The sequence below is a fragment of the Streptomyces sp. ISL-98 genome (assembly GCF_018614055.1).
Classification (GTDB): Bacteria; Actinomycetota; Actinomycetes; order Streptomycetales; family Streptomycetaceae; genus Streptomyces; species Streptomyces spiramyceticus.
Genome location: NZ_JAGGPB010000058.1, coordinates 57,917 through 81,545 on the forward strand (window position 1 = coordinate 57,917; position 23,629 = coordinate 81,545).

The following is a 23,629-nucleotide window of genomic DNA, read 5'->3' on the forward strand; positions in this document are numbered from 1 at the left end:
AGAATCCCCCACGGATAATCGGGGGCAGGTGAAAAACTCTCGCCTCTGGCCCCCCAGCGCGGCGGGGACATACTGCGCCCCGCGCGCACTTTCCAAAGTCGAACAAGATCATGTTACATCCGGCTTGAGGCGGCCAAGCACAGGTCAAGTCCGGCTCGACTTCGGGCACTACGCTCCGTCATGTTGCCTTTCTCATATGGCATCTGGGCGTGACAGCGCCTATAGGCGCCAGCCCCCCCGCATGGGGTGAGCAGCAGTTCTTCTCGCCGACTCCAAACGCGTCGATTGCTGAAGTTTGCCGACGCGACGTTGCCGCGTAACGAAGAGGGCAGGGTCGATCGGGCGGCTGCGGAGATCATCACCGCGCACCCCGGTGCACGGCCCGACGTGCGTCAAGTCGACCTGGCGGACCTGGACTCGGTCCGCGCCTTCGCCGAAAGGCTGCATGCCGACCACGCACGCCGGACGTGCTCGTCAACATCGCCGGCGTCATGGACCCGCCCCGCACACTCAGCCCGCAGGGCCACGAAGTGCAGTTCGCCGCCAACCACCTCGGCCACTTCGCGCTCACCGGCCTGCTGCTCGACTAGCTGGAGTCCGGTGACGACTCCCGTGTCGTCACGGTGAGTTCGCCCAACCACCGGCAGGCGGACCTCTTCTTCGACGACCTCTCCGGTGAGCGCTCGTACGCGCCCACGGCGTACTACAACCAGTCGAAGCTGGCCAACGCCGTCTTCGGCTGGGAGCTCCACCAGCGGCTGACCGCGGCAGGCAACCGGGTGCGCAGCGTGCTCGGCATCCCGGCTACACCGCGACCAACGTCCAGACGAGCTCGCCGGTCGGGACGGTGAAGTTCCTGCTCGGCCGCCTTCTCCTGCCGCTCGCCCAGTCCCCGGACCGGGGAGCGCTGCCCCAGCTGTACGCGGCCACCGCCCCGGACGTGGCGGGCGGGGAATTCTACGGCCCCGACGGCATGGCCGAGCTGCGGGGCGCGCCGAAGAGGGTGGAGCTGGCCCCGAGGGCCGCCGACGCCCCGTCAGGGCTGGTGCGTGGCTGAGAACTCGCCTACCGACTGGGGCGCGACCACGACACCGGCAAGGGGTCGTGCGCCTGGCAGGACGGGCTGATCGAAGAAGTCACGACCGCCCGCAAGGCCCCTCACCATGACGCCGGGGCGTTCCTGTTCGCCCGGGCCGCACGGCGGCATCCGGTGCTGACGCCGTTCGGCGGCGTCATCGAGGGACACCACACCGGCTTGTCCGCCTGGTCGGAACTCAGGGTCCGACTGAAGGGCCTGATGCTCGACTCCGGAGAGGTGGATGAGGCGATCAGCCGCGTCGCCGAGGTCATGTCGGAGATCTTGGACGGAACCTGCCCAGCCGCCCCGGACTGGCTCGACCCGCGTAACAAGGCCAGCGTGGAGATGCTGGTCCGCATGACCTACTCGCCCGTGGTCGACGCCGACCGGCTCGACACCGCCGCACACTTCAAACCCGGTACACGTCCCCGGCCGGACATGAGCATGGCGGAGTTGTGGGATCTTCGAACCAAGAGACGGCCTCCAACCGCAGGTGATCTACAACCGGTGCGGCATCGCCGCAGCATCCCGCCGCTTCGGCAAAGGTCTGGCAGACCCAGACGATCTAGGCAAACTGCGCTCCCACTACCAGCACCGCTACCGCCTCCAAGCCGGACGCTCCTCCACCGACCCCAACGGAGCCACCGGAGAAGCCATCGAAGCACTACGAGAGAAGCTGGACTACCCGGAAGTCGCCCGCAGAATGCGGATGCGATGACCCGGGTCTGGAAGCAGGCTCTAATGGCCCAGTCGTGCGTGCGCAGCCGATTCGGACAATCGCCCGTGTCCGAGACACGGCACATGCTCAACTCGTGCGCCAAGGAGATGCTTGTCAACGACGCAGGTCTGCTGGGTCCACATGACAACACCTCGTGCCAGCGACGTCGGCCTTATGCACCAAGTGTGTGCACCGGTTGCCTGCTGGCCGGCTGTTCCTGGTGACGGTCTGGGGCGGCTGAGGTAAGTTTGTGCGGCTGGCTTGGTTTCGTGCTGACTCCGACGGTCGGAATCATGGGAAACCGCAGGTCCTAACCTCGATCGAATGAGTTGTCGTACCACTCGATCGTCGTGCCAATGAGGCTGGCGACGACAATGCGCTTGAGAGAGCTGGGTGTTGGGGGAGCGGTTGCGGGGGCGGCCATGAACACCACTTCCGGACAGTTGGCGGGGACGTTTCCGTTTCGCCACACCGCAGAAACGGGGCAGGTCGGCAGCCCATGTGGTGGGACAACACAGTTCCGGGGACGGCTGCGCGCGGCCACCATGAGGGGGGTCGGGCAGTGTGCGCCGGGGGTGCGGGGCGGCATAGCTCACGTGCCCGCAGAACCGATAAACGACTTGGCCGAAATCATCCATATGCGACAACGCTGCCACCCGTTTGCCGCGCACCCTGGTTAATACCCGTGCCGTTGGACCGAATATGACCAACGCAAACATGACTGTCACGCATGCGCGCCGCCCGATCGGTTCCAGGAGTGCTGTCACTACCTCCGCCGTCCGGATGGGTGAGTGGGTTTTCACACCGGCCCCTGTTGACTTCGTGCATGAAGCGAACGCAACCTTGCACCATGAAGATCGGAGTATTGATCTTCAGTACTCGTCCTCGGTCCTTGAAGACTTCCTGCGGGAAATGGGAAATATTGAGGCCGAGTTCGTCTCCTTGGCGAGCGCCGCGGAAGCATCCGACGTGCATGGCGATCAGCAGACGGGGCAGCGCTTTCATGCATGAGGCGCGCGGCCGCCACAGCCGCATCGACCCGCCGTCCCGCTCAGGCCCTGCTCCTGCCTGGACGCAGCCGGTGAACGGCTATCCCCATGGGGGAATGGGGGATCAGTCCTTTCCCCCGCTCGACCCGCTGGAGGTCCCCTGGGACCCGGCAGAGGAACTCGCCCACCTCCTGCAGGAGGCCATCGAGACCGACACGAGCGCCGTTCCCGCGCCCGCTGTCACCGGTGAACCTCCTGTCGCCGCAGCCGACGACGACCCTCTGGCAGGCCTCACACAGATCACGGCAGAACTGCCGACCGTGCGTTCCCCACCCTCGCGCCGTCGCCGAGCCCCATCGCGCCGACGCGGGGCCGGCGCACTGCAGACGGCCAGTTTCTTCCTCGCCGCGCTCGCCGCCGTCGTCGTCTCCATGGTGTGCGTCTTCGGCGGCATCGTTACGTACGACCCGCTGCGCAACCTCGCCGAGTACCGCACCTCCGGCTATGCGGTCGGGTGGTGGCCCCTGCTCGTCTACGGGCCCTGGATGGTCGCGTCCCTGTCCATCCTGCGCGCCGCCCTCCACCAGCGCCGCGCAGTGCATTCCTGGGCCGTCGTGCTGCTCTTCTCCACCGTCTCCATGTTCCTGTGTGTCTCCCAGGCCCCTCGGACCCTGGTCGACGTGGCAGCGGCCGCGCTTCCCTCGCTCGCCGCTCTCGCCTGCTTCCAACAACTCGTCCGACAGATCACCCTCACCCGGCCGCCCCGCCAAGCGGCCCCCCGCCACCGGAGCCCCGCGTCCTCGCCACAGCGCCCCGCCGGTCCGAAACGGACATCGGCATAGCGCCCGCCGACCGCCCTGTGATCACTTCCTGTGCTTGTGCCCGTCGGTCCCGCCGGGCACACACTGGAAAGGTGAGAGGGAGACGTCATGGATCACGCCGGCCGTGATCACAGCGCTCAACCGGCCGGTGGTGCCTCCTGGGGCACCGCCGCGCAGGCGACGGCGCACTGCCTGACCGGCTGCGCGTTCGGCGAGATCCTGGGCATGGTCATCGGCACCGCCCTGCGCTGGGGCAATGCGCCCACCATGGTGCTGGCGATCGCGCTGGCGTTTGTCTTCGGCTACTCCTTCACCCTGTACGCGGTGCGCAAGGCGGGCCTCGGCCTGAAGGCCGCCGTCCGCACCGCTCTGGCTGCCGACACCGTCTCGATCGCCGTGATGGAGCTGGTGGACAATCTGGTCATCGCCTTCACCCCCGGCGCGATGGATGCCCACCTGTCGGACGGGCTGTTCTGGGGTGCGCTGCTGGGCGGCTTCGCCGTCGCCTTCGTAATCACCACGCCGCTGAACAAGTGGATGATCGGGCGCGGCAAGGGCCACGCCGTCGTCCACGCCCACCACTGACGCCAGTGGCTGAATTGCGAGGGTGACTGCAACAGCGGCCGGGTGTCCGCGTGGTGCATGCGACCGGGGCGGTGGGGAGCCGCCCGGACGAGCCGTTAGGATCACGGCATGGTCACGGCCTGGTCGTCTTCCCGCATGTCGCGGGCCCGCTCGTCGGCGGGTCCGCTGCGCGTGCTGTGGGTGGCGCTGGCGCTGTTCGCCTTCGTGTACGCGCACGGCGTGAGCACCGAAGGCGTCACCGGCCATCTCGGCGTCGGCACGCCCACGCACGCAGCGGCCGCTGTGCACGGCCATACGGTCCAGGACGAGCCGGTGGACCACCACGGTGGCGGTCATGGCCCGTCACATCCCGCTGAGGAATGCGTGCCGGGGCAACCGCAGCAGACGCCCGCTCTGGATGCCCCCGGCGTCTGTGCCCTCATCGAGGAAGACACCGCTGCGTCGCAGCTGCCTCCGCTGGTCGCCTTCGGCGACGTAGCGGCGGCCAAGCAACTGCCGAGCACGTCGATAAGAGCCACAGTTCTGCAGATCTAGGGTCCGGCGACTCTTCGTCGGCCCTCGACGCCCTCCCGTCTGACGCAACTCCGGGACAGCCCAACCGCGGCTGTGGGCGTGATGCGGCCGGCCGCTGCTGCTGACACTGCCCACCCCGCCCGCCGTTCGACGCGCCTCGTCGCGTGCGACGGCAGCTTGCGGAGGAACTGTGCCGCCCTCGCCACCCCGTGTTTGCCCACCTCCTAGTGACTCACCTGTGCAGTTCCGGCTGCTCGCTCTGCTCCTGAGCGGCCTGCTGCTGATCGTGCTCGACTGTGCGCTGCTGCTGCACGAGCCCGGCCACGCACACAGCTCGGTCCGTACGGTCTCCGGCGCCCAACACGCCGTCGAGCCGGTGCCGCATGCTTCGGCGCCGGCCGACTCCTCCTGCTCACGGGCCGGTTGGGACCGGGAACTGGCCGGACGGCAGCAAGTGCGTACACCGGTGTTCGTTGCGGCTGCGCCCGAAGCGTCGGCGACCCGCACGGTGGCACCTCCTGGGAGTGTGCGGCCCGCGTCGGGAGAGGCCCGAAGATCCACGCCCGGCCGCTTCACGCTGTGCGCCCTGTGCCGGTGGCGGACGTAGGCCATGCCCTGCGACGACCTTCGAGCCACCGCACTGCCGCGATCAGCACCCGACGCGCCATTCACAGAATGATGAGAGCCGACTGATGCACTCTCCGAACACCACCCACCTCACCAGGGCCGGCGGCCACGCCGCTCTGTCCCAACTGGTCGGAAACACCCCCCTCCTGCACGTCAGCGAGCCCTTCGCTCCCGCAGGACGGGGATTCTGGGCCAAGCTGGAAGGCTTCAACCCCGGCGGCATAAAGGACCGCCCCGGCCTGCACATGGTCGAACGCGCCCGAGCCCGCGGCGATCTGAAGCCCGGAGCGCGGATCATCGAGTCCACCAGTGGCACCCTGGGCCTCGGCCTCGCCCTCGCGGGCATGGTCTACGGCCACCCGGTCACCCTGGTCACCGACCCGGGCCTGGAGATGTCCATGACCCGCCTGCTGACCGCCTACGGCGCCCAGGTCAACGTCGTCTCCGAACCCCACCCCACCGGCGGCTGGCAGCAGGCCCGACGCGACCGCGTCACCCAGCTGATGCGCCAACATGGCGACTCCTGGTGCCCGGACCAGTACAACAACCCCGACAACACCACCGCCTACACCCCGCTCGCCCTGGAACTCGCCACCGAACTCGCCCACATCGACGTCCTGGTGTGCAGTGTCGGCACCGGAGGCCACTCGGCGGGCGTCTCGCGGGTCCTGCAGCAGCTCTATCCCGGTCTGAAGCTCGTGGGCGTGGACACCGTCGGATCGACGATCTTCGGCCAGTCCGCCCGGCCCCGTCTGATGCGCGGACTCGGATCGAGCATCTACCCGCGCAACGTCGCGTACGACAACTTCTCCGAGGTCCACTGGGTCGCCCCGGCCGAAGCGGTATGGGCCTGCAGGCAGTTGGCCACCTCCCACTACGCCACCGGCGGCTGGAGCGTCGGCGCGGTCGCCCTGGTCGCGGGATGGCTCGCCCGTACCCTGCCCGAGGACACCCGGATCGCGGCGATCTTCCCCGACGGGCCACAGCGTTACCTGGGCACGGTGTACGACGACGACTACTGCGCCGCCCACGGCCTGCTCGACTCCCCGCCCGCGCCCGAACCCGAGGTGATCGGCCGACTGAACGAGAAGGAAGTCACCCGCTGGACCCGGTGCACCAGAGTGGTCGACCCGCTCGCCCTCGCCGCCGAGGAGACGCAGGTCGAGGCCGATGCGGAGGAGGACCGGTGAAGAGCACCATCGCGCAGGTCCGCACGTACGAGCGCAGCGTCCAGCTGTTGATGGTGAATCAGTTCACCATCAACCTCGGCTTCTACATGCTCATGCCGTACCTGGCCACCCACCTGGCCGGGCCTCTCGGCCTGGCCGGATGGCTCGTCGGCCTCATTCTCGGGGTCCGCAACTTCAGCCAGCAGGGCATGTTTCTGGTCGGTGGAACACTTGCCGACCGGCTCGGCTACAAGCCAATGATCATCGCGGGCATGGTGCTGCGCATCGTCGGCTTCGCGACCCTCGGGCTCGTCGACTCCGTCCCCGCGCTGATCGCCGCCTCTGCGGCGACGGGCCTGGCCGGCGCCCTGTTCAATCCGGCCACCCGGGCCTACCTCGCCGCGGATGCGGGGGAGCGGCGAGTCGAGGCGTTCGCGTTGTTCAACGTCTTCTACCAGGCGGGCATCCTGCTCGGCCCGCTGGTGGGGATGGTCCTGACCGGTATCGACTTCCGCATTACGTGCCTGACGGCGGCCGCCATCTTCGCGGTGCTCAGCATCGTGCAGATCCGAGCCTTGCCCGCGCGTCGAGCCGACGATGCGTTGGTCCGGGCGGACGGCCGCCGGGAGAGTGTCCTGGCGCAGTGGCGGAGCATTCTGGCCAACCGGCCCTTCCTGCTGTTCTCGGTCGCCATGATCGGCTCGTACGTGATGTCCTTCCAGGTCTATCTCGCGCTGCCGCTGGAGGTGCGCCGCCTGGGCGGCGAGGGCGAGTTCGGTACGGCAGCGGTGGCGGTGCTGTTCGCCGTCTCGGGACTCACCACCATCCTCGGCCAGACCAGGGTGACCGCCTGGTGCAAGGCCCGCATGGAGCCCGGGCAGGCGCTCGTCCGGGGTCTGCTGACCATGGGAGTCGCCTTCGTACCCCTGCTGCTGGCCACCGCCGTGCCCGTACCGGACGACGGCATCGGGCTGTGGCTGCTCGCGGCGGTGCCGCCCGCCCTGTCCGCGCTGCTGCTGGCCCTGGGCACGATGATCGCCTACCCGTTCGAGATGGACACCATCGTCCGTCTCTCCGGTGACCGCCTGGTCGCCACCCACTACGGCCTGTACAACACCATCTGCGGCGTCGGCATCACGCTGGGGAACCTCCTCACCGGTGCCGCACTGGACGCGGCCCGCAACGCCGGAGTGTCCGCCCTGCCGTGGATCGCCTTGCTGCTGCTGGGCTTTGCCTGTGCCGCCGCCCTGTACGGGCTGCACCGCGCCGGCCGCCTCGCAGCTCCGGCGCCCGCCGCCCAGCCCGACCCCGCCACGGCCTGACCCGACGTGCGAGGGAGGGCGGTCACCACCGCCCTCCCTCGCACCGGTGGCGCCCAGATCTGATGGTCTGTCTGCCGCATGAACGTGAAGCAGCCTGTCATGCCTAGGATGATCGCGGCTCCACCACCCTGGAGAACCAAGGGAGTTGGGAATCGACACATCCATGTGCTGATTTCCGACTTGCACCTGCCGGACCCCCATAGGCGCACAGCTGCATTCTCGCGTCCCCCCTGCGCCGCTGCCCTCGTCCCGCTCCACCTCACCCCCGTTCATGAGGATTTGATGACACAACACATACCGGAGGCGGTGGTCTGGTGCCTTGGTGCCGGTGTGCCCGCAGGCCTGGTCCTGTTGGTACGCCAACGCCGGCTCACCGCCGCTCTGCGCCGGCGCCTGGCGGCGTCGGAAGCCGGCCTGCGCGCTCGTGACGAGGAGGCCCAGCACCTGGTCGAGGCCCGTCTCTCCGCGCTGTCGGACGCTCATCACCAGGCCGTACCCGTGCCCGGCCTGCTCGACGAGCGACTGGCCGGAACGGCCTACGGACAGAGCCTGCAGCAGGTCCAGGACCTGTTCACCCAGGCAGTCGACACGGCACGGGCCCGAGCCGATCAGTCGGCGAGAGCAACGCTCAAGGCAGCGATGCGCGCACTCCAGGCCCTGGCGAACGAGCAGCAGTTGTCCATCTCGGACATGCAGGACCGGCACGACAGTCCCGATGTGCTCCAGGACCTGTTGGAGATCGACCACGCGAATGCGCAGTTCGGCCGCAGGGCGCAGGCGATCGCCGTTCTCTGCGGCTCGTGGCCGGGTCGGCAGCGGGTTGCCTCGCCGCTGATCGACGTCGTACGCGGCGCCACGTCGCGGATCCGCGACTACCGGCGCGTCACGATCCACTCGCGCGTCGACATGGACGTCGTGAGCCGCGCGGTGGAGCCCGTGGTCCTCGCGGTCGCCGAGCTGCTGGACAACGCGGCGCGGCACTCGCAGCCCAACACCACGGTCGAGGTGAGCGTCCAGCCCGCGCACAACGGCATCAGTGTGGTCATCGACGATGCCGGAGTCGGCATGGACGCGCGCGAGACCGAGGAGGCGGGCCGACGCCTGTCGGGCCGTGAAGACATCGACATCAACCGGCTCGGTGACCCGCCGCAGTTCGGCTTCGCCACCGTTGGTGTGCTCGCCGCCCGGTACGGGTTCACCGTCTCGGTCGACACCCGGTCTCCCTACGGGGGAGTGCGCGCCGTGCTGTTCCTCCCCCACGCACTCCTCAATCGCGCACACGCGGCCGGATCAGGCACTGCCCCAGCCCCAACCCCTGCCCCTGCCTCTGTGTCCGTTCCGGCCGCCGCCCCGGAGGCCGGCCTCACGTCCGACGCCCCGCAGGCCCGGCCGAGTCCTGCGGAGCCCGGTCCGGCAGCTCCACCGTCCCCTGAGCAGGCGCGTTCTCCCATGACCGCCACCTCCGCGACCGCTCCGGCGTCCACAGTGGGCGGCCTCCCCAAGCGCCGCCGCCGCTCCGCCCAGGACGACGCAACGGGCCACCAGGCACCCGCCACACCGCACGGCGCCGGTTCGTCTCCGGTCCGCCCGGCCTCCGAGACCGCCTCCCGCATGGGTGCGTTCGCTCGCGGCACCCGCTCCGGGCGCGCCGCCTCGCAAGACGACGAAGGGAATCCGCAGGAATGAACGACCATATGGCCAACGAACTGGGCTGGATGCTCGACGAGGTCCTCAAGGTCCCGGAAGCTCGCCATGCGATCCTGCTTTCCGCGGACGGCATGCTCCGGGCGCATTCCAAGGGCATCGCGCGCGACGAGGCAGAACGGCAGGCCGCCGCACTGTCCGGCCTCCAGTCGATCAGCCGCAGCACCGCCGAGTTCTGCGCCGACGAGTCCTCCCCCTGGCAGCAGACTCTGGTCGAATTCGTCGACGGGTACGTCTTCCTGGTCGCCGCCGGCGCGGGCGCCTATCTGGCGGTCTCCGCCACCCAGAACGTGGACATGGAGGCGGTCACGTACGGCATGCACAAGCTCGTCGACCGCCTGGGCAAGGAGCTGACCAGCCCGCCCCGGCAGGACTCGGCACCGGCCCGGCCAGGCACCAGCCGTCCGGCATGACCTCACCCCACCGGCGTGAACGGGGCCTCGTACGCCCCTATGTCGTGACGGACGGCCGTTCCCATCCCACGCGCAACACCCTCGACCTGGTGACGCTCGTGACGGCAGTGGGCAACCGGCCACTCACCGGGCTCAGCCCGGAGAAGCGCCGTGTCATGGAGCTGTGCCGGGGCGGAGCGCTGTCGGTCGCCGAAGTGGCAGGCCACCTGACGCTGGCCATGAGCGTCACCAAGGTCCTGCTCAGCGACCTGATCGACAGCGGCCACATCACCCCCCGGCCCCCCGTACCCAAGGCCCAGCTCCCCGACGGCCGACTTCTCCAGGAGGTGCTCGATGGACTCCGCTCCAGGCTCTGACCAGGTCTATCTCTCCGACACGGTCAGGACCGCGGTCAAAATCCTCATCGTGGGTCACTTCGCGGTGGGCAAGACCACGTTCGTCGGCACGCTGTCCGAGATCCGGCCGCTGCGTACCGAGGAAACGATGACGCAGGCCAGTGAGCAGACCGACGACCTGGCGGGCAGCCCGGACAAGACCACGACCACCGTCGCCATGGACTTCGGCCGCCTCACGCTCAGCGATCGACTGGTCCTGTACCTGTTCGGCGCTCCCGGGCAGAAGCGTTTCACCACGCTCTGGAAAGACATGCTGAACGGCGCTCTGGGCGCACTGGTGCTGGCGGACACCCGGCGACTCGACCAGTCCTTCGACATCATGGGCCTGCTGGAAGAGCACGGCATGCCGTACGCGGTCGCCGTCAACCAGTTCGACGGTGCACCCGTCTTCCCCGAAGCGGAAATACGCGAAGCCCTCGACCTGCTCCCCGAAACCCCCCTCGTCACGTGCGACGCACGGAGCCCAGGGTCCTCCACCGAGGCGCTGATCTCACTTGTCGAGTACCTCCAGACCCGCACCTCTCAGGAGCAGTGATGACCACTCCCCAGCCCGAGCCGGGCACAGCACCACCACCCGGCTGCCCGGCACACGCAGGCCGCACGTCACTGTACGGACCGGGGTTCGCCGCCGACCCGGCCGCGACCTACGCACACCTGCGTACGTACGGCTCCGTCGCGCCGGTGGAGATCGCCCCCGGCGTCCACGCATCGCTCGTCACGGGCTATGAGACCGCCCTGGAGGTGCTGCGCAGCCCGGAGCGGTTCTCCAAGGACCCGCGCAGATGGCGTGCCCTCGCCGACGGGACGGTGCCCGCGGACAGCCCTGTCGTTCCGATGATGATGTACCGGCCGAACGCCCTGTGGACAGACGGCGACGAGCATGCGCGGCTGCGCGGCGCGATCACCGACAGCCTGAGCCGCGTGGACCCGAACGCGCTGCGCGGCTATGTCGAGCACAGCGCCGACACCCTCATCGACCGGTTCGGCCCCGAGGGGCGGGCCGATCTTCTCGCCGAGTACGGCGCGATCCTGCCGCTGCTCGTCTTCAAACAGCTCTTCGGCTGCCCGCCGGACATCGGGGACAAGCTGGTCGAGGGCATGTCGGGAATCTTCGACGCCAATGCCGACTCCGAGAAAGCGAACGCGGTTCTCACCGAGGGCGTCGCCGAGCTGGTCGCCCTCAAGCGGAGCCGGCCCGGAGCGGATGTGACGTCCTGGCTGATGGCCCATCCCGCGCAGCTCACCGACGAGGAGATGATGCATCAGCTCGTACTCCTCATGGGCGCGGGCACCGAACCCCAGCAGAACCTCATCTGCAACGGCCTGCGACTGCTGCTGTCCGACGACCGGTTCGGCGGCGACCTGGCCGGCGGCAGCATGCCCGTCGAGGACGCGCTCGACGAGGTGCTGTGGGCCGACCCGCCGATGGCGAACTACGCCATCCACTACCCCCTCCACGACCTGGAACTCGACGGAACCCCGCTGCGTGAGGGCGAGCCGATCCTGGTCAGCCTCGCCGCCGCGAACACCGACCCCGCCCTGTCCGGCGACCGGCGCGGCGGCAACCGCGCGCACCTGGCATGGAGCGCCGGCGCGCACACCTGCCCGGCGAAGAGCCCTGCCCGGCTGATCGCCGCGGTCGCCGTGGAGAAACTCCTAGACCGGCTCCCGGATACCGAACTTGCGCTCGGGGCAGGCCGGTTGGAGTGGCGGCAGGGCCCCTTCCACCGGGCGCTGGCCGCCTTGCCTGTGCGTTTTCCCCCAATCACCGTGCCGGTCACCACGGACGAGCCCTCTGGAGCCAGCAGATGGAACACGAATCCCGCCCCGTCGTCATCGACACCTCCGGTGCAGACATCCACGGAGAGGGAGCCCGTATCCGGGAACGGGGACCGGCAGCGCTGGTGGAGCTCCCTGGCCAGGTGGTGGCGTGGGCAGTAAGTGACTACGCACTGCTCAAGGAACTGCTCACCGACCCTCGCGTGTCGAAGGACCCCCGTCGGCACTGGCCCGCGTGGATCAATGGGGAGATAACCCCGGAGTGGCCGCTGTTCACCTGGGTCGCCGTGACGAACATGTTCACCGCGTACGGCAGCGACCACAGGCGGCTGCGGAAGCTGGTCTCCACGGCGTTCACCGCGCGCGCCACCGAGGCTCTGCGCCCGCGTATCGAGCGTATGACCGCCGACCTGCTCGACAGCCTCGCCGCAACCCCTCAGGGGGAGGCGGTGGACCTGCGCGAGGAGTACTGCTACCCGATCCCCATCCAGGTGATCTGTGAGCTGTTCGGCGTCAGTGACGAGGGCACGCGCAAGGAACTGCGCCGTCTGGTGGACGGCATCTTCAACACCGCCGCCACCGCTGAGGAGGCCGCGGCCACCTTCCAGGACATCCACACCGTCCTGTCCGACCTCGTCGCCCTCAAGCGGCGAACACCGGGCGACGACATGACCAGCGTCCTGATCGCCGCCCGGGAGGAGGACGGCGAGCGGCTCACGGAAGCCGAGATGGTCGACACCCTGCTCCTGGTCATCAGCGCCGGTCACGAGACCACGGTCAACCTGCTCGACAACGCGGTCCACGCCCTGCTCACCCACCCGGACCAGCTCGAACTGGTCCGGACGGGCAAGGCCACCTGGAGCGACGTGATCGAGGAGGCGCTGCGCGTCCAGGCACCGGTGGCGAGCCTGCCCCTGCGTTACGCGGTGGAGGACATCGAGGCCGGGGGCGTGACCATCAAGAAGGGCGACGCGATCCTCGCCGCGTACGCCGCCGCCGGGCGCAACCCCGCGCTCCACGGCGAGGACGCGGACCGGTTCGACGTCACCCGGGTGAACAAGGAACACCTCGCGTTCGGACACGGCGTCCACTTCTGCCTCGGGGCACCGCTCGCCCGGATGGAAGCGGAGATCGCCCTGCCCGCCCTGTTCGCGCGCTTCCCCGGCCTGGCCATGGCCGCGCCGACGGAGGATCTGCTGCCCGTGGAGTCGTTCATCTCCAACGGCCACCGCAGCCTGCCGGTCCACCTGACCGGCGGGACACAGCCGGTCGGCTGACCCAGCCGGGGGAGGAGGGCCCGATGGAGCCGGGCCCTCCTCCCGCGCAGGGATCTGACGAGTGGTTGTCACCACGAGTGCGGTGAGGGCGATCAGGCTCCGCTCGCGGTCGCGAAGTGGGCGCACAGGGCGGCGCGTACGGCATCCGGGCGCTCGGCAGGGGCCAGGTGCGAGGCGTGGGCGAGCTCGGTGAGCGCGGCGCCCGGTACGGCGTCGGCCAGCTCCCGGGAATGAACGGGCGGGGTGGCCGGATCGTCGCGACCCGCGATCACCAGCGTCGGAGCGTTGATCGACGACAGCACATCGCGTACGTCGTACGTCGCCAGGGCGTCGCAACAGGCCGCGTACGCCTCCGCGTCGGTGCGCCGCAGGTCGTCCACCAGGCCGGGGACCGTGAAGCCGGGGGTGAACCAGCGCGCGGCAGCCGTCATGGCGACGGGGCCCGTACCCTCGCGCCGTACCAGCGCCGCCCGCTCGCGCCACGGCGTGGCGTCACCGAAATGCGCCGACGAGCAGACCACGGCGAGGCGGTCGATACGGTCGGGGCGGTGGGCGGCGAGCCACAGGCCGACGGCTCCGCCGAGGGACACTCCGGCGTACGAAAAGCGGTCGACGCCCAGCGAATCGGCGAGGTCGAGAACGAGTCCCGCGAGGTCGGCCACCGTAGCCCCGGGCCCTATCAGGTCGGCGGGCGAGCCGCCGTGGCCGGGCAGATCCCACCGTACGACCCGATGCGCGGCCGACAGGCCGGGTGCGACCGCGTCCCACAGGGCGGTGGAGGTGCCGAGGGACGGGCCGAGCACGAGCGGGGGAGCGGTGGCGGGTCCTTCGGCGAGGTGGTGCAGGAGGGAGGGCCGGGACGGCACTCTGTCGTTCATCGGCGCTCCAATGCGCGGTCGGTGAGAGCGGCGGCGGAGCCGGTGTAGCGGGCGGGGTCGGTGATTCCGGGAGGAAGGAGCCCTGCCACCTCCGGGACTTCGCCCAGGAGGTCAGCGAGGTTTCCGCCTTCAGCACGGGCCCGTTCGGCAGCGGCGGTGAGGAGCTCCTTCGCGCGGGCCCGGCCCAGACGGGCTCCGAGGAAGGCGGCCAGCCGATCCGAGACGATCAACCCGCCCGTGACATCGAGGTGTTCACGCATCACGTACGGGCGGACCCGCAGGCCCTCGGCCAGTTCGGCGGTGTCCCGGGCCGCCCCTCCGACGAGCCGCAGCAGGTCGCGCAGCGGCTCCCATTCGGCGTGCCAGGCGCCGGCCGGCCGCTCGTCCTCGGCCGCCATCGAGCCGTACAGCACGGAGGCGAGCGCGGGAGCCCGCCGTGCGGCCGCGGCGACGAGTGTGGCCCGTACCGGATTGGCTTTGTGCGGCATGGCGGAGGAGCCGCCGCCGTGGCCCTCGCTCACCTCGCCGATCTCGGTACGGGAGAGGGTGAGCACATCGACGGCCGCCTTGCCCAGGGCCCCCGCCGCGAAGGCGAGTGCCCCGGCGAGGTCGGCGACCGGAGTACGCAGGGTGTGCCAGGGCAGCAGCGGGTCCCTGAGCTCGGTCTCGTGCGCGTACGCGGTCATGAGCCGTGGCCCCACGTCCTCGCCGGTGTCCGCCCAGGCGCTGAAGGCCGCCAACGTGCCTGCCGCGCCGCCGAGCTGGGCGGGCAGGGACTCCCGCACGGCGGCGAGGCGGTCGCGCGCGTCGAGCAGCAGTGAGCGCCAGCCGGCCGCCTTCAGGCCGAATGTGGTCGGCACGGCGTGCTGGGTCAGAGTGCGCCCGGGCATCACCGTGTGGCGGTGTTCCCGGGCGAGCCTCTCCATCGCGCCGGAGGCCCGTTCGAGGTCGTCGAGGATCAGGGACAGCGTCCGCGAGGCGATCAGCATCGCCGCTGTGTCGAGGATGTCCTGGCTGGTGGCGCCCCTGTGGACGTACTCCGCCGCCTCCTTCGGCACGGCGGCGGTCAGGTCCCCGACCAGTGGGATCACCGGATTGCCGCCGGAGCGGGCGCGCAGAGCCAGGTCCCGTACGTCGAAACGGTCCGCGACCGCCGCCGAAGTCACCGCCCTGGCCGCGTCCTCGGGCGCGAGCCCGCACGCGGCCTGTGCGCGGGTGAGCGCCGCCTCGGCGTCGAGCATCGCCTGGAGGAAGGCGGTGTCGGAGGTGGCGGATTCGGCCGGGGCGCCCGCCCGGCCCGGGGCCAGCAGCCCGTGGTCGCTCGCGCAGTTCTTCGCGTACGTCATGGGAATCAGAACTCCAGGAATACCGTTTCGCCGTCGCCCTGCAGGCGGACGTCGAAACGGTACGTGCCGTGCGGTCCCGGGCGGGCGACGAGCGTGGCCCGCCGGTCCGGTGCGAGCGAGTCGAGGAGGCCGTCCCCGGCCGCGTCCTCCAGATAGGCGCGCGTGTAGAGGTGGTGCAGCAGACCCCTCGCGAAGACCGCGACACAGAGGTACGGGACACCGCCGGGCGCCAGCGTACGGATGGACCAGTGGCCGTCGGCGTCCGTCGGCACCCGGCCGAAACCGGTGTAGTCCACGCCATTGCGGCCTACGACCCGGCCGGTGACGGCGTCGTGGCGCAGCGACCCCGGCCTGCCGGTACGGGAGCCGTCCGGGGCGGGCTGCCAGGTCTCGACGAGGGCGTCCGGTACGGGGTTTCCGGCACCGTCGTACACGTACCCGTGCAGGGTGACGGTGTCGGGGTGGCCGACGGGGGCGACTTCGCCGCCGCCGGCGAAGGGCAGGGCGTAGCCGTAGAACGGGCCGACGGTCTGGGAGGGGGTGGGCGGCGTGGGCATCAGTGGCCTTCCTCGGTCCAGGTGGCGGACGGGCCGTCCAGGACGACGTCCCAGCGATATCCGAGCGACCGTTCGGGGACGGACAGTTCGTGGTCGTAGGCGGCCACCAGGCGCTCGCGGGCAGCTGTGTCGGTGACGGACTGCAGGACCGGGTCGTACGCGAAGAGCGGGTCGCCCGGGAAGTACATCTGGGTGACCAGACGCTGGGTGAAGGCGGTCCCGAAGAAGGAGAAGTGGATGTGGGCCGGGCGCCATGCGTTGAGATGGTTGCGCCACGGGTAGGCGCCGGGCTTGACGGTCGTGAAGCTGTAGCGGCCCTCGCCGTCGGTGAGGCAGCGCCCGAATCCGGTGAAGTTGGGGTCGAGAGGCGCCGGGTGCTGGTCGAGCTGGTGGGCGTACCTGCCGGAGGCGTTGGCCTGCCACAGCTCGACGAGCTGGCCGCGCACCGGCCGTCCGGTCCGGTCGAGGACGCGCCCGCAGACGGTGATCCGTTCCCCGAGCGGCTCGCCCAGGTGCTGCCGGGTCAGGTCGCGGTCCAGATCGGTGACATCGGTGACGCCGAAGGCAGGCCCGGACAGTTCGACGGCGTCGGGGTCGCGCACGGGTATCAGGGGCCGGTGTGGGTGGCGCAAGTGGCTGCTGCGGTACGGCGGGTAGTCGCGCGACGGGTGATGGCTGCCGCCGGTCGTCGAGGCCCGCACCTTGGCGATCTCGTCGTCGATGTCCCGCTGGCTCAGGCCGTCGGGCAGGGGCTCGGTGATCATCTCAGGGCTCCATGGAGGTGGGTCTGATTCATGCCGACTTGAGCGTGCGCAGAGCGGCGAGCTCGGTCCCGTTCGGCGGCTCCGTGACCCCTACCGTGCCGGCGCTCTTCAGCTCCCAGCCGGTGGCGGCCCGTACCTGCTCGACGGTGACGCCGGGGTGCAGCTCGGTGAGGACCAGCTCGGCGGTGGCGGGATCCGGACGCAGGATGCCGAGATCGGTGATGACCGCGACCGGCCCCTGTCCGGACATGCCGAGCCGGGCGCGGTCGCCGGGGCCGCTGCCGTGGCCGAGCGTGGTCACGAAGTCGATCTTCTCGACGAAGTTACGAGTGGAGTGGCGCAGCACCATCAGCACCTGGCCGCAGTTGGAGGCGATCTCGGGAGCCCCGCCGGCGCCGGGCAGCCTGCCCTCCGGCCTGCCGGGCCCGCGGTCGACGACGGTGGTGTTGATGTTCGCGAACCGGTCCACCTGCGCGGCGCCGAGGAAGCCGACGTCGATACGGCCGCCCTGCAGCCAGTAGTTGAACATCTCCACCACCGGCACCACCGCATCGGCGGTCTCGGCGAGTTCGCCGTCGCCGATGGACAGCGGCAGGCGGGTCGGCTTGGAGCCGATGGTGCCGGATTCGTACATGAGCACCAGCCCCGGATTGTGGGTGGTACGGGCGAGATTGGCGGCGGTGGACGGAAGCCCGATGCCGACGAAGCAGGTCCTGGCCCCGGCCAGCGCACGGGCGGCGTTGACCTCCATGAGCTCGTCGGGGGTGAAGTCGGCGCTCATCGGGCGTCCTCCGTGCCGGGCTCGTCGCGGAGCACGTTTTCCTTGATCCACTGCTGGAAGGTCCCGCGGTCGCGGGCGATCGGGTCCCATGCCTTGTAGAAGGCGTTGTCCCGTTCCGAGTACCCGGAGGCGTACGAGGGGTGGGCGCCGCCGGGCACCGGGGCGACGGCATCGATGACCCAGGTGGGCAGCACCACGCCGCCCGGCCGGGGTTCCAGCCGGTCGACGACCTCCTCGACGGTGACCAGGACCCGTTCGGCGGCCAGGGCGGCCTCCTTCTGCACTCCGGGCAGGCCCCACAACTGGACGTTGCCGTCCCGGTCGGCCTGCTGGGCGTGGATCACCGTCACATCCGGGTTGACGGCGGCGACCGCGGCCAACTCCTGTCCCGTGAAGGGGCAGACGACCGTCGACACCGTGTCCGTATGCTTCGGCAGATCGCTGCCGCGGTATCCGCGCAGGACGGCGAAGGGCAGCTTGGCCGCGCCCGCGGCGTAGCGGTTCGCCATGCCCGCGTGGCTGTGCTCGTCCAGTTCCAGGGGGCGCGGCCAGCCGTTCTCGGCGGCGTCCCGGAAGCGGTGCAGCGAGCCGACGCCCGGATTGCCGCCCCAGGAGAACACCAGCTTCTTCACCAGGCCGGCGCCGATCAGCTGGTCGTAGATCACGTCGGGGGTCATCCGTACCAGCGTGAGGTCGGTGATGCCCTGTCGGATGACCTCATGGGCAGCGGCGAACGGGATGAGGTGGGTGAAGCCCTCCATGGCGACGGTGTCCCCGTCGTGGATCAGCCCCGCCACCGCGTTCCGCAAGGTTTGGATCTCGGCCATCGCCCTTCCGTTCCCTCGAAGAATTAATCAGTGTACTGACTATTTGCTCGCAGGGAGGAACGTAACGAGGGCGGCGGATCCGGTCAATACCCTCAGTACACTGGCGCCCGAGCAAGCAGCACGTCGTACGAGAGGACGGTGCCGTGCCTGCGGTTGATCTGAGCAGCCACCCGGGACACCTGGCGAGGCGCCTGCAGCAGGCACACCATCTGCTGTGGAACGCGATGGTCTCCGAGGAGACCACCTCACCCCAGTTCGCCGTCCTCAACACCCTGGTCGCCGATCCCGGCCTGGACCAGCGCACGGTGGGGGAGCGGGTCGGTCTCGACCGCTCGACCATCGCCGAGGTGATCAGCAGGCTCGACCGGCGCGGCCTGCTGCACAAGGTGCGCGACCCCCGGGACGGCCGCCGGTTTCTGCTGCGCGTCACGGACGAAGGGCTGCGTACGCACCGAAAAGTCTCGTTGCGGGCGGCCAGGATGAACCAGGTCTTCCTCGCCCCGCTCGCACCGGAGGAGCAGACGGCCTTCCTCCAGCTGCTGCGCCGCGTCGCGGATGCGGCCGAGGAACTGCGCAGTCCCCGACCGGTGGACCGTGCCGCAACGGACAAAGACGGCGACTGGTAACAACGGCGACAGGTGACAACCACGGGCGGGCGCCGGACCGTTGCCGAAACCGTATCGGTTGGACTCCGATCCGGCCTCCGGTGTGCAACGCCCAAGGGGCCTATTACCACGCACTGATCGCCGAGACAACGTCTCTCTTTCCCGGCGTGGCTGGTTATGATCTGCATCCCTCACGTCCCCGAAGCCGGACCGGCCGTCCCCCCAGTCTTTCCCAGGCTTGCGCCGCGCCCGGCTGTTGGTCGTTTTCCGCTCTCCCCGCCCCGAGGACTGATGTCTCCCACAGAACCCGAAGGCCCACGAGATACGTCGAGAATTCGTCGGCGGCGTACCGTGCGCCTGCGCACCCTGCTCATCTGGCTCGCGGTCGTCCCCACCGTGGCGATGGGCGCCCAAGTCGTCGTGACCGCGGACCGCTTGCTGGAACAGTCGGAGCACCTGCGCGCCGATGTGGCGGCCGGTGAGCGGGTCCGCGCCCCCGTGTACAAGCTCATGGTCGAGATGCAGGCCGAGCGGACGATGACGGCCGCGCGCAGGGCGGGCTCCTCGGTGCCCGCGGACGACCTGCGGAACCGTCGCGCGGCAACGGACCGGGCCGCGGCCGGGTTCCGCCGCGCGGTGAGCACCGGTCGGCCGGCGTCCGAGCGGTCGGACCGCCACCTCACTGAGCTGACGAACAGCCTTGACGACCTGGACGCCCACCGCGAGCGCGCTGATGCCCGGAGCGGCAGCGCCGACCGCACGATGCGCTACTACACAGGTGTCATCAGCCAGGTGATTCACGTCTACCAGGAAGAGTTCAACCACACCGAAGATGCCGAGCTCACTCAGGAGAGCCGGCTGGTCGCCACCATGTTCTCGGCGGCGGAGTTGGTGGCGCGCGAGGAGGCGATCCTCGCGTCCGGCGGGCCGTCCAGGAAACTGACGGACTCGAGGTTCGCCGAGTACGTCAACGCCGTCGGAGCCCACAGGTACCTTTACGAGGCGTCGATCGTGCCGTATCTGCCCGCCGAGGACAGAGAGGCCTACGAGGAGATCACCGGCTCCGGCGCGTGGCAGGCCAAGACCCGCATCGAGAACGCGGTGGTCGCCGAGCACGAAGACATTGACTCCGGCGTGGAGCTGCCCCTGGAGGCCGCCGGCTGGCGTACCGCGCACGACAAGTTGGGCGAGCGGCTGGGCATGCTCAATGCCGACCGTTCGCGAGGCGTGATCGAACGCGCCGACGCCAAGGCGGCGGAGCTGGAGGCGGAGGTCGCCCGGCTGATCGCGGGAAGCGTCGCGGCGCTGCTGGCCGTCACCGCAGTCGTCGTGTTCACCACGCGCTCGATGCTGCGCCGCCTGCGCGGTCTGCACGAGCGCACGGTGACCATCGCCGAGGAGACGCTGCCGGACGTCGTGGCACGACTCCAGCGCGGGCAGTCCGTCGACGCGGACATGCTGCCCAGCCCCACCGGGGATCAGGACGAGGTCGGTCGTATCAACGACGCTTTCGCCCGGGTTGTCGCCGTGTCCGTCGACGGGCACCGGGAGCTCGCGGACGAGCGTCACGGCTTCGGCATGTTCGCCTCGGGCATCGCCTCGCGCACCGGAAACCTGGTCAGCCGTCAGCTGAGCCTCACCGAGGACCTCCAGGACACCTTCGGCCACGACGAGGCGCTCCTCGCCCAGCTGATGCGATCCGACCAGCTGACGGTGGGCATGCGGCGCCAGATCGAGAACCTGCTGATCCTGTCCGGCGGCGAGATCCCGGACCCGCACACCGAGCCCATGCGCCTCGCCGACCTGCTGCGCGAAGCCGCCGCGGAAGTCGAGGACTTCCGGCGGATCGAGCGGCAGTCCCTGGACGAGATCAGCGTGGAACCGCGCGTGATCAGCCAGATCAGCCACCTCCTGGCCGAACTGCTCGACAACGCCACCCGGTTCTCCCCGCCGAGGTCGAAGGTCGTCATCCGCGCGGAGCTGGTGGCCGACGGTCTCTCGGTCGAGATCGAGGACCGCGGCCCGCGGGTCACTCCTGCGAGCTACGCGGAGATGAACCAGAGGCTGCACTCGGCCCCGCCGTACGCCGTCCTCGCGGAGAACGCGCACCGCCTGGGTCTCTTCGTGGTGGGTCACCTCGCCGACCAGCTGCCGGCCACGGTCACCCTGCGCCGCTCCGTCTACGGCGGGACATCGGCCGTGGTGATCATTCCTGGGGAGCTGCTCGTGCCGACCGAGCGGGAACCGGCGCGCGAGCCGGCGTCATCCGCCCGCGAGGCACAGCCCGTTCACGAACGCCCCAGCCCCGAACGCCCGAGCCCCGCCCCGCTCCGCCTCGACGAGCGCAAGCCCGTACTGGTCCCGCAGGTGAAGTCCGAGCTGCCGAGCCGCCGGACGCCCGACCGGCCGCAGGCCGCCGACCGTGCGATACGGTCCGTGGCGCCGCACGGCGGATCACGCCCGGCCCTCCCCGAGCGCGTCCCGCACACCCACATCGCCGAACAACTCCGCGAGCCACGCGCGGCGGAACCCGCTGTCAGTAAGGACGCGGCGACGCCCGAAGAGGTGGCAGACGCCTGGGCGGACTACGAGCAAGGAACCCAGAAAGTGGAACAAGAGCTCCGACAGGATCAGCCATGACGACGACATCGAACGACATGATTTTCAGCATCCTGGACAACAACCTGAGCAGGATCGCCGGCATTCAGGGCGCCGTGCTCCTGTCCAACGACGGCATCAAGCTCAGCGCCTACCTGCTCGAAGGACCGCAGGCAGAGCGCATCGCCGCCGCGTCCTCCGGAATCGCGGCCACGATGAAGGCGATATCCAGAGAGGTCGACGGCGGCCGGGTGATCCGCCAGCTGGTCGAGATGGACGACAGGTATCTCTGCATCGTCGGATGCGGGGAGGGCAGCACGCTCATCGTCGTCACCTCTCGCAAGGCGCGGCTCGGGGAGCTGGGCGGTGAGGCGGTGCGGACCGCTCAGGCGCTCGGCGAGTGGCTGGGCACACCGGAGCGCAACCTGGCTCCCCAGGCGCCGACGTCGTAATGGCGGACGATCCGCAGCACGGAGGCCGCCGCCGGACGCGGTTGTACGCCCTGACCGATGGGCGTACAACGGCTCCGCACACCGTCCTGTCCATGGACACCACGATCACGGCGGCGGTCGCCGAGGACGCCCTCGGCGGCCTGCCCAGCGAGTGGCAGGCCATCCTCTCCATGTGTCCGGCGCCGAACGGGCGGGCGGTCGCCGAGATCGCGGCCCGGATGCACATGCGCCTCACTCCGATGGCGGTCCTTCTCGGCGAACTCGCGGACCGGGGGCTGATCCACCACCGGGCGCCGTTGGCGGAGGCCGAGACCACCAATGTCCACCTGCTCATGAGAATCAGGGACAACCTTGCCCACATATGACACCCCTGCCCAGGAAGCGGCACCCGTCAAGATCCTTATCGCGGGTGGCTTCGGCGTCGGCAAGACGACCCTGGTGGAGACGGTTTCCGAGATCGAGCCGCTGCGTACGGAAGAGCGGCTGACGGCCGCGGGCGTCGGCGTCGACGACCTCGACGGCATCGAGTCCAAGACGGTGACCACCGTGGCGATGGACTTCGGCCGTATCACCCTCACCGACGCCGGAGTTGTCCTCTACCTGTTCGGTACGCCGGGGCAGGAGCGCTTCTGGTTCATGTGGGACGACCTGCTGAACGGGGCTTTCGGCGCGGTCGTGCTGGTCGACACCCGGCGTCTGGACCGCAGTTTCCCGGCCGTCGACTTCTTCGAGAGCCGCGGGCTTCCGTTCGTGGTCGGCGCGAACTGCTTCCACGGCGAACAGCCGTACACCGCCGAGGAGATCGGGGCGGCGCTGCATCTGCGCGACCCGAACACACCCATCCTGATGCTCGACGCCCGCTCCCGCGAGAACGTCCGCGACGCGCTGCTCTCGCTCCTCGACATGCTCATCGCCAAGGCCGGCTGACCGAGTTGACGCCGCACCGCGCCGCCTAGCCTTTCGCCCGAGACTATGCAGAATGGGCGAATTGCCTGCATGGATACTGATGTCTACATTCAGGGGTACTTGTGGGGCTCGGGATCCCCGCGCCAGTGATACCGGTCACATGGTGAGTGGTGTGCGGCAATTCGGCCGGAGCCAGTTCCCGTCTGTGGAAAGGAAGTTGATTTCCAATCAAGGACGGGGGCGTTCGGAATTCCCGGACCGGGGCCGCCGAGCAGATTGTCCGGACGAATTCGGGGCTTGTTCCGCCCGGCTGATTTCGCTTACGGTCACCGCAATCCGGGTGGACCGCCGAATCCTGCCGCCGTCCGGAAACCGCACCCACCCACGTACGGCAGGAGCGGGGGACCCAGGTAAGCGCCGATCCGGCATCCGGAACGGCTTGGGGTGAAGTCGCGCTCACCGCGGCCGGGCATCTCCAGCCCGAACCCGACAGCTCACCTCGCAGGCGACGGAGAGGAATTTGTC

The 23,629-nt window shown here is 69.6% G+C and carries 24 protein-coding genes, 2 pseudogenes and 1 riboswitch; of the genes and pseudogenes, 20 read left to right on the plus strand and 6 right to left on the minus strand.

Annotated elements, in window-relative coordinates:
* Positions 1-252: 252 nt before the first annotated feature.
* From J7I98_RS32605 to J7I98_RS32675, 15 genes and pseudogenes are all read left to right on the plus strand, one after another.
* Positions 253-1,057 (plus strand): annotated as a pseudogene (locus J7I98_RS32605) (SDR family NAD(P)-dependent oxidoreductase); the annotation flags it as partial.
* 514 nt (positions 1,058-1,571) lie between these two features.
* A complete protein-coding gene (locus J7I98_RS32610) occupies positions 1,572-1,796 on the plus strand; it encodes a hypothetical protein (protein WP_214928665.1) in 225 nt (74 codons plus the stop codon).
* Positions 1,797-2,498: 702 nt separating this feature from the next.
* A complete protein-coding gene (locus tag J7I98_RS32615; protein WP_214928666.1) occupies positions 2,499-2,807 on the plus strand; it encodes a hypothetical protein in 309 nt (102 codons plus the stop codon).
* A gap of 94 nt (positions 2,808-2,901) precedes the next feature.
* Complete coding sequence (locus J7I98_RS32620) at positions 2,902-3,627, plus strand: DUF2637 domain-containing protein (RefSeq protein WP_214928667.1); 726 nt, start codon at positions 2,902-2,904, stop codon at positions 3,625-3,627.
* Positions 3,628-3,714: 87 nt separating this feature from the next.
* The gene (locus J7I98_RS32625; protein WP_214928668.1) at positions 3,715-4,191 is read left to right on the plus strand and encodes a DUF4396 domain-containing protein; all 477 of its coding nucleotides are present in this window, start codon (positions 3,715-3,717) and stop codon (positions 4,189-4,191) included.
* A gap of 108 nt (positions 4,192-4,299) precedes the next feature.
* Positions 4,300-4,725 (plus strand): hypothetical protein, encoded by a 426-nt coding sequence (locus tag J7I98_RS32630; protein WP_214928669.1) that lies wholly within the window; start codon positions 4,300-4,302, stop codon positions 4,723-4,725.
* A 217-nt stretch (positions 4,726-4,942) separates the two neighbouring features.
* Positions 4,943-5,311 carry a hypothetical protein gene (locus J7I98_RS32635; RefSeq protein WP_214928670.1) on the plus strand — a complete coding sequence of 123 codons (369 nt, stop codon included), beginning with the start codon at positions 4,943-4,945 and terminating at the stop codon, positions 5,309-5,311.
* Between the two features lie 85 nt (positions 5,312-5,396).
* Complete coding sequence (locus J7I98_RS32640) at positions 5,397-6,521, plus strand: PLP-dependent cysteine synthase family protein (RefSeq protein ID WP_214928671.1); 1,125 nt, start codon at positions 5,397-5,399, stop codon at positions 6,519-6,521.
* Positions 6,518-7,822, plus strand: a complete 1,305-nt coding sequence (locus tag J7I98_RS32645) for an MFS transporter (protein WP_214928672.1) — start codon at positions 6,518-6,520, stop codon at positions 7,820-7,822. Before J7I98_RS32640 ends, J7I98_RS32645 begins: the two co-directional genes overlap by 4 nt.
* 282 nt (positions 7,823-8,104) lie before the next feature.
* Positions 8,105-9,508 (plus strand): ATP-binding protein, encoded by a 1,404-nt coding sequence (locus J7I98_RS32650; RefSeq protein WP_214928673.1) that lies wholly within the window; start codon positions 8,105-8,107, stop codon positions 9,506-9,508.
* Positions 9,505-9,939, plus strand: a complete 435-nt coding sequence (locus tag J7I98_RS32655; protein WP_214928674.1) for a roadblock/LC7 domain-containing protein — start codon at positions 9,505-9,507, stop codon at positions 9,937-9,939. Before J7I98_RS32650 ends, J7I98_RS32655 begins: the two co-directional genes overlap by 4 nt.
* Complete coding sequence (locus tag J7I98_RS32660; protein ID WP_214928675.1) at positions 9,936-10,295, plus strand: DUF742 domain-containing protein; 360 nt, start codon at positions 9,936-9,938, stop codon at positions 10,293-10,295. The genes J7I98_RS32655 and J7I98_RS32660 overlap by 4 nt, the downstream gene beginning before the upstream one ends.
* Positions 10,273-10,869: an ATP/GTP-binding protein gene (locus J7I98_RS32665; RefSeq protein WP_214928676.1), complete on the plus strand. Its 597-nt coding sequence runs from the start codon at positions 10,273-10,275 to the stop codon at positions 10,867-10,869. Before J7I98_RS32660 ends, J7I98_RS32665 begins: the two co-directional genes overlap by 23 nt.
* On the plus strand, positions 10,869-12,275 hold the full coding sequence (locus J7I98_RS32670) for a cytochrome P450 (protein WP_251021541.1): 1,407 nt from the start codon (positions 10,869-10,871) through the stop codon (positions 12,273-12,275). The genes J7I98_RS32665 and J7I98_RS32670 overlap by 1 nt, the downstream gene beginning before the upstream one ends.
* Positions 12,257-13,390 carry a cytochrome P450 gene (locus J7I98_RS32675; RefSeq protein ID WP_308378023.1) on the plus strand — a complete coding sequence of 378 codons (1,134 nt, stop codon included), beginning with the start codon at positions 12,257-12,259 and terminating at the stop codon, positions 13,388-13,390. The genes J7I98_RS32670 and J7I98_RS32675 overlap by 19 nt, the downstream gene beginning before the upstream one ends.
* A gap of 113 nt (positions 13,391-13,503) precedes the next feature.
* On the opposite strand, the pseudogene pcaD reads toward J7I98_RS32675, so the two are convergent.
* The 6 genes and pseudogenes from pcaD to J7I98_RS32705 all read right to left on the minus strand — a co-directional run.
* A pseudogene (pcaD, locus tag J7I98_RS32680) lies at positions 13,504-14,268 on the minus strand (3-oxoadipate enol-lactonase); the annotation flags it as partial.
* Positions 14,265-15,614: a 3-carboxy-cis,cis-muconate cycloisomerase gene (gene pcaB / locus J7I98_RS32685; RefSeq protein WP_214928679.1), complete on the minus strand. Its 1,350-nt coding sequence runs from the start codon at positions 15,612-15,614 to the stop codon at positions 14,265-14,267. The pseudogene pcaD and the gene pcaB, both read right to left, overlap by 4 nt.
* A 5-nt stretch (positions 15,615-15,619) precedes the next feature.
* A complete protein-coding gene (gene pcaG / locus J7I98_RS32690) occupies positions 15,620-16,171 on the minus strand; it encodes a protocatechuate 3,4-dioxygenase subunit alpha (RefSeq protein ID WP_214928680.1) in 552 nt (183 codons plus the stop codon).
* A complete protein-coding gene (gene pcaH / locus J7I98_RS32695) occupies positions 16,171-16,935 on the minus strand; it encodes a protocatechuate 3,4-dioxygenase subunit beta (RefSeq protein ID WP_214928681.1) in 765 nt (254 codons plus the stop codon). Before pcaH ends, pcaG begins: the two co-directional genes overlap by 1 nt.
* A 28-nt stretch (positions 16,936-16,963) precedes the next feature.
* Positions 16,964-17,716 (minus strand): CoA-transferase subunit beta, encoded by a 753-nt coding sequence (locus J7I98_RS32700; protein WP_214928682.1) that lies wholly within the window; start codon positions 17,714-17,716, stop codon positions 16,964-16,966.
* Positions 17,713-18,543, minus strand: a complete 831-nt coding sequence (locus tag J7I98_RS32705) for a CoA transferase subunit A (protein WP_214928683.1) — start codon at positions 18,541-18,543, stop codon at positions 17,713-17,715. Before J7I98_RS32705 ends, J7I98_RS32700 begins: the two co-directional genes overlap by 4 nt.
* 143 nt (positions 18,544-18,686) lie before the next feature.
* Here J7I98_RS32705 and J7I98_RS32710 point away from each other — a divergent pair, with 143 nt between their 5' ends.
* The 5 genes from J7I98_RS32710 (at position 18,687) to J7I98_RS32730 (ending at position 23,125) form a co-directional block, all read left to right on the plus strand.
* Entirely contained in the window at positions 18,687-19,169 is a 483-nt protein-coding gene (locus tag J7I98_RS32710) for a MarR family winged helix-turn-helix transcriptional regulator (protein ID WP_214928684.1), read from the plus strand.
* A gap of 330 nt (positions 19,170-19,499) precedes the next feature.
* Entirely contained in the window at positions 19,500-21,788 is a 2,289-nt protein-coding gene (locus J7I98_RS32715) for a nitrate- and nitrite sensing domain-containing protein (RefSeq protein WP_308378020.1), read from the plus strand.
* Positions 21,785-22,198 (plus strand): roadblock/LC7 domain-containing protein, encoded by a 414-nt coding sequence (locus J7I98_RS32720; protein WP_214928686.1) that lies wholly within the window; start codon positions 21,785-21,787, stop codon positions 22,196-22,198. The genes J7I98_RS32715 and J7I98_RS32720 overlap by 4 nt, the downstream gene beginning before the upstream one ends.
* Positions 22,198-22,563, plus strand: coding sequence for a DUF742 domain-containing protein (locus J7I98_RS32725; RefSeq protein ID WP_214928687.1), 366 nt, complete (start codon positions 22,198-22,200; stop codon positions 22,561-22,563). The genes J7I98_RS32720 and J7I98_RS32725 overlap by 1 nt, the downstream gene beginning before the upstream one ends.
* On the plus strand, positions 22,550-23,125 hold the full coding sequence (locus tag J7I98_RS32730; RefSeq protein ID WP_214928688.1) for an ATP/GTP-binding protein: 576 nt from the start codon (positions 22,550-22,552) through the stop codon (positions 23,123-23,125). Before J7I98_RS32725 ends, J7I98_RS32730 begins: the two co-directional genes overlap by 14 nt.
* Before the next feature lie 348 nt (positions 23,126-23,473).
* Positions 23,474-23,627, plus strand: a riboswitch (cyclic di-AMP (ydaO/yuaA leader).
* Positions 23,628-23,629 lie beyond the last annotated feature (2 nt).

Excerpts from the sequence above, each read along its gene's own strand:
- J7I98_RS32660 (WP_214928675.1), top strand. The coding sequence starts at position 9,936 with ATGACCTCACCCCACCGGCGTGAACGGGGCCTCGTACGCCCCTATGTC.
- J7I98_RS32640 (WP_214928671.1), top strand. The coding sequence starts at position 5,397 with ATGCACTCTCCGAACACCACCCACCTCACCAGGGCCGGCGGCCACGCC.
- pcaG (WP_214928680.1), bottom strand. The coding sequence starts at position 16,171 with ATGCCCACGCCGCCCACCCCCTCCCAGACCGTCGGCCCGTTCTACGGC.
- J7I98_RS32620 (WP_214928667.1), top strand. The coding sequence starts at position 2,902 with ATGGGGGATCAGTCCTTTCCCCCGCTCGACCCGCTGGAGGTCCCCTGG.
- pcaB (WP_214928679.1), bottom strand. The coding sequence starts at position 15,614 with ATGACGTACGCGAAGAACTGCGCGAGCGACCACGGGCTGCTGGCCCCG.
- J7I98_RS32615 (WP_214928666.1), top strand. The coding sequence starts at position 2,499 with ATGACCAACGCAAACATGACTGTCACGCATGCGCGCCGCCCGATCGGT.
- J7I98_RS32630 (WP_214928669.1), top strand. The coding sequence starts at position 4,300 with ATGGTCACGGCCTGGTCGTCTTCCCGCATGTCGCGGGCCCGCTCGTCG.
- J7I98_RS32700 (WP_214928682.1), bottom strand. The coding sequence starts at position 17,716 with ATGAGCGCCGACTTCACCCCCGACGAGCTCATGGAGGTCAACGCCGCC.
- J7I98_RS32655 (WP_214928674.1), top strand. The coding sequence starts at position 9,505 with ATGAACGACCATATGGCCAACGAACTGGGCTGGATGCTCGACGAGGTC.
- J7I98_RS32650 (WP_214928673.1), top strand. The coding sequence starts at position 8,105 with ATGACACAACACATACCGGAGGCGGTGGTCTGGTGCCTTGGTGCCGGT.
- J7I98_RS32720 (WP_214928686.1), top strand. The coding sequence starts at position 21,785 with ATGACGACGACATCGAACGACATGATTTTCAGCATCCTGGACAACAAC.
- J7I98_RS32665 (WP_214928676.1), top strand. The coding sequence starts at position 10,273 with ATGGACTCCGCTCCAGGCTCTGACCAGGTCTATCTCTCCGACACGGTC.
- J7I98_RS32705 (WP_214928683.1), bottom strand. The coding sequence starts at position 18,543 with ATGGCCGAGATCCAAACCTTGCGGAACGCGGTGGCGGGGCTGATCCAC.
- J7I98_RS32670 (WP_251021541.1), top strand. The coding sequence starts at position 10,869 with ATGACCACTCCCCAGCCCGAGCCGGGCACAGCACCACCACCCGGCTGC.
- pcaH (WP_214928681.1), bottom strand. The coding sequence starts at position 16,935 with ATGATCACCGAGCCCCTGCCCGACGGCCTGAGCCAGCGGGACATCGAC.
- J7I98_RS32625 (WP_214928668.1), top strand. The coding sequence starts at position 3,715 with ATGGATCACGCCGGCCGTGATCACAGCGCTCAACCGGCCGGTGGTGCC.
- J7I98_RS32725 (WP_214928687.1), top strand. The coding sequence starts at position 22,198 with ATGGCGGACGATCCGCAGCACGGAGGCCGCCGCCGGACGCGGTTGTAC.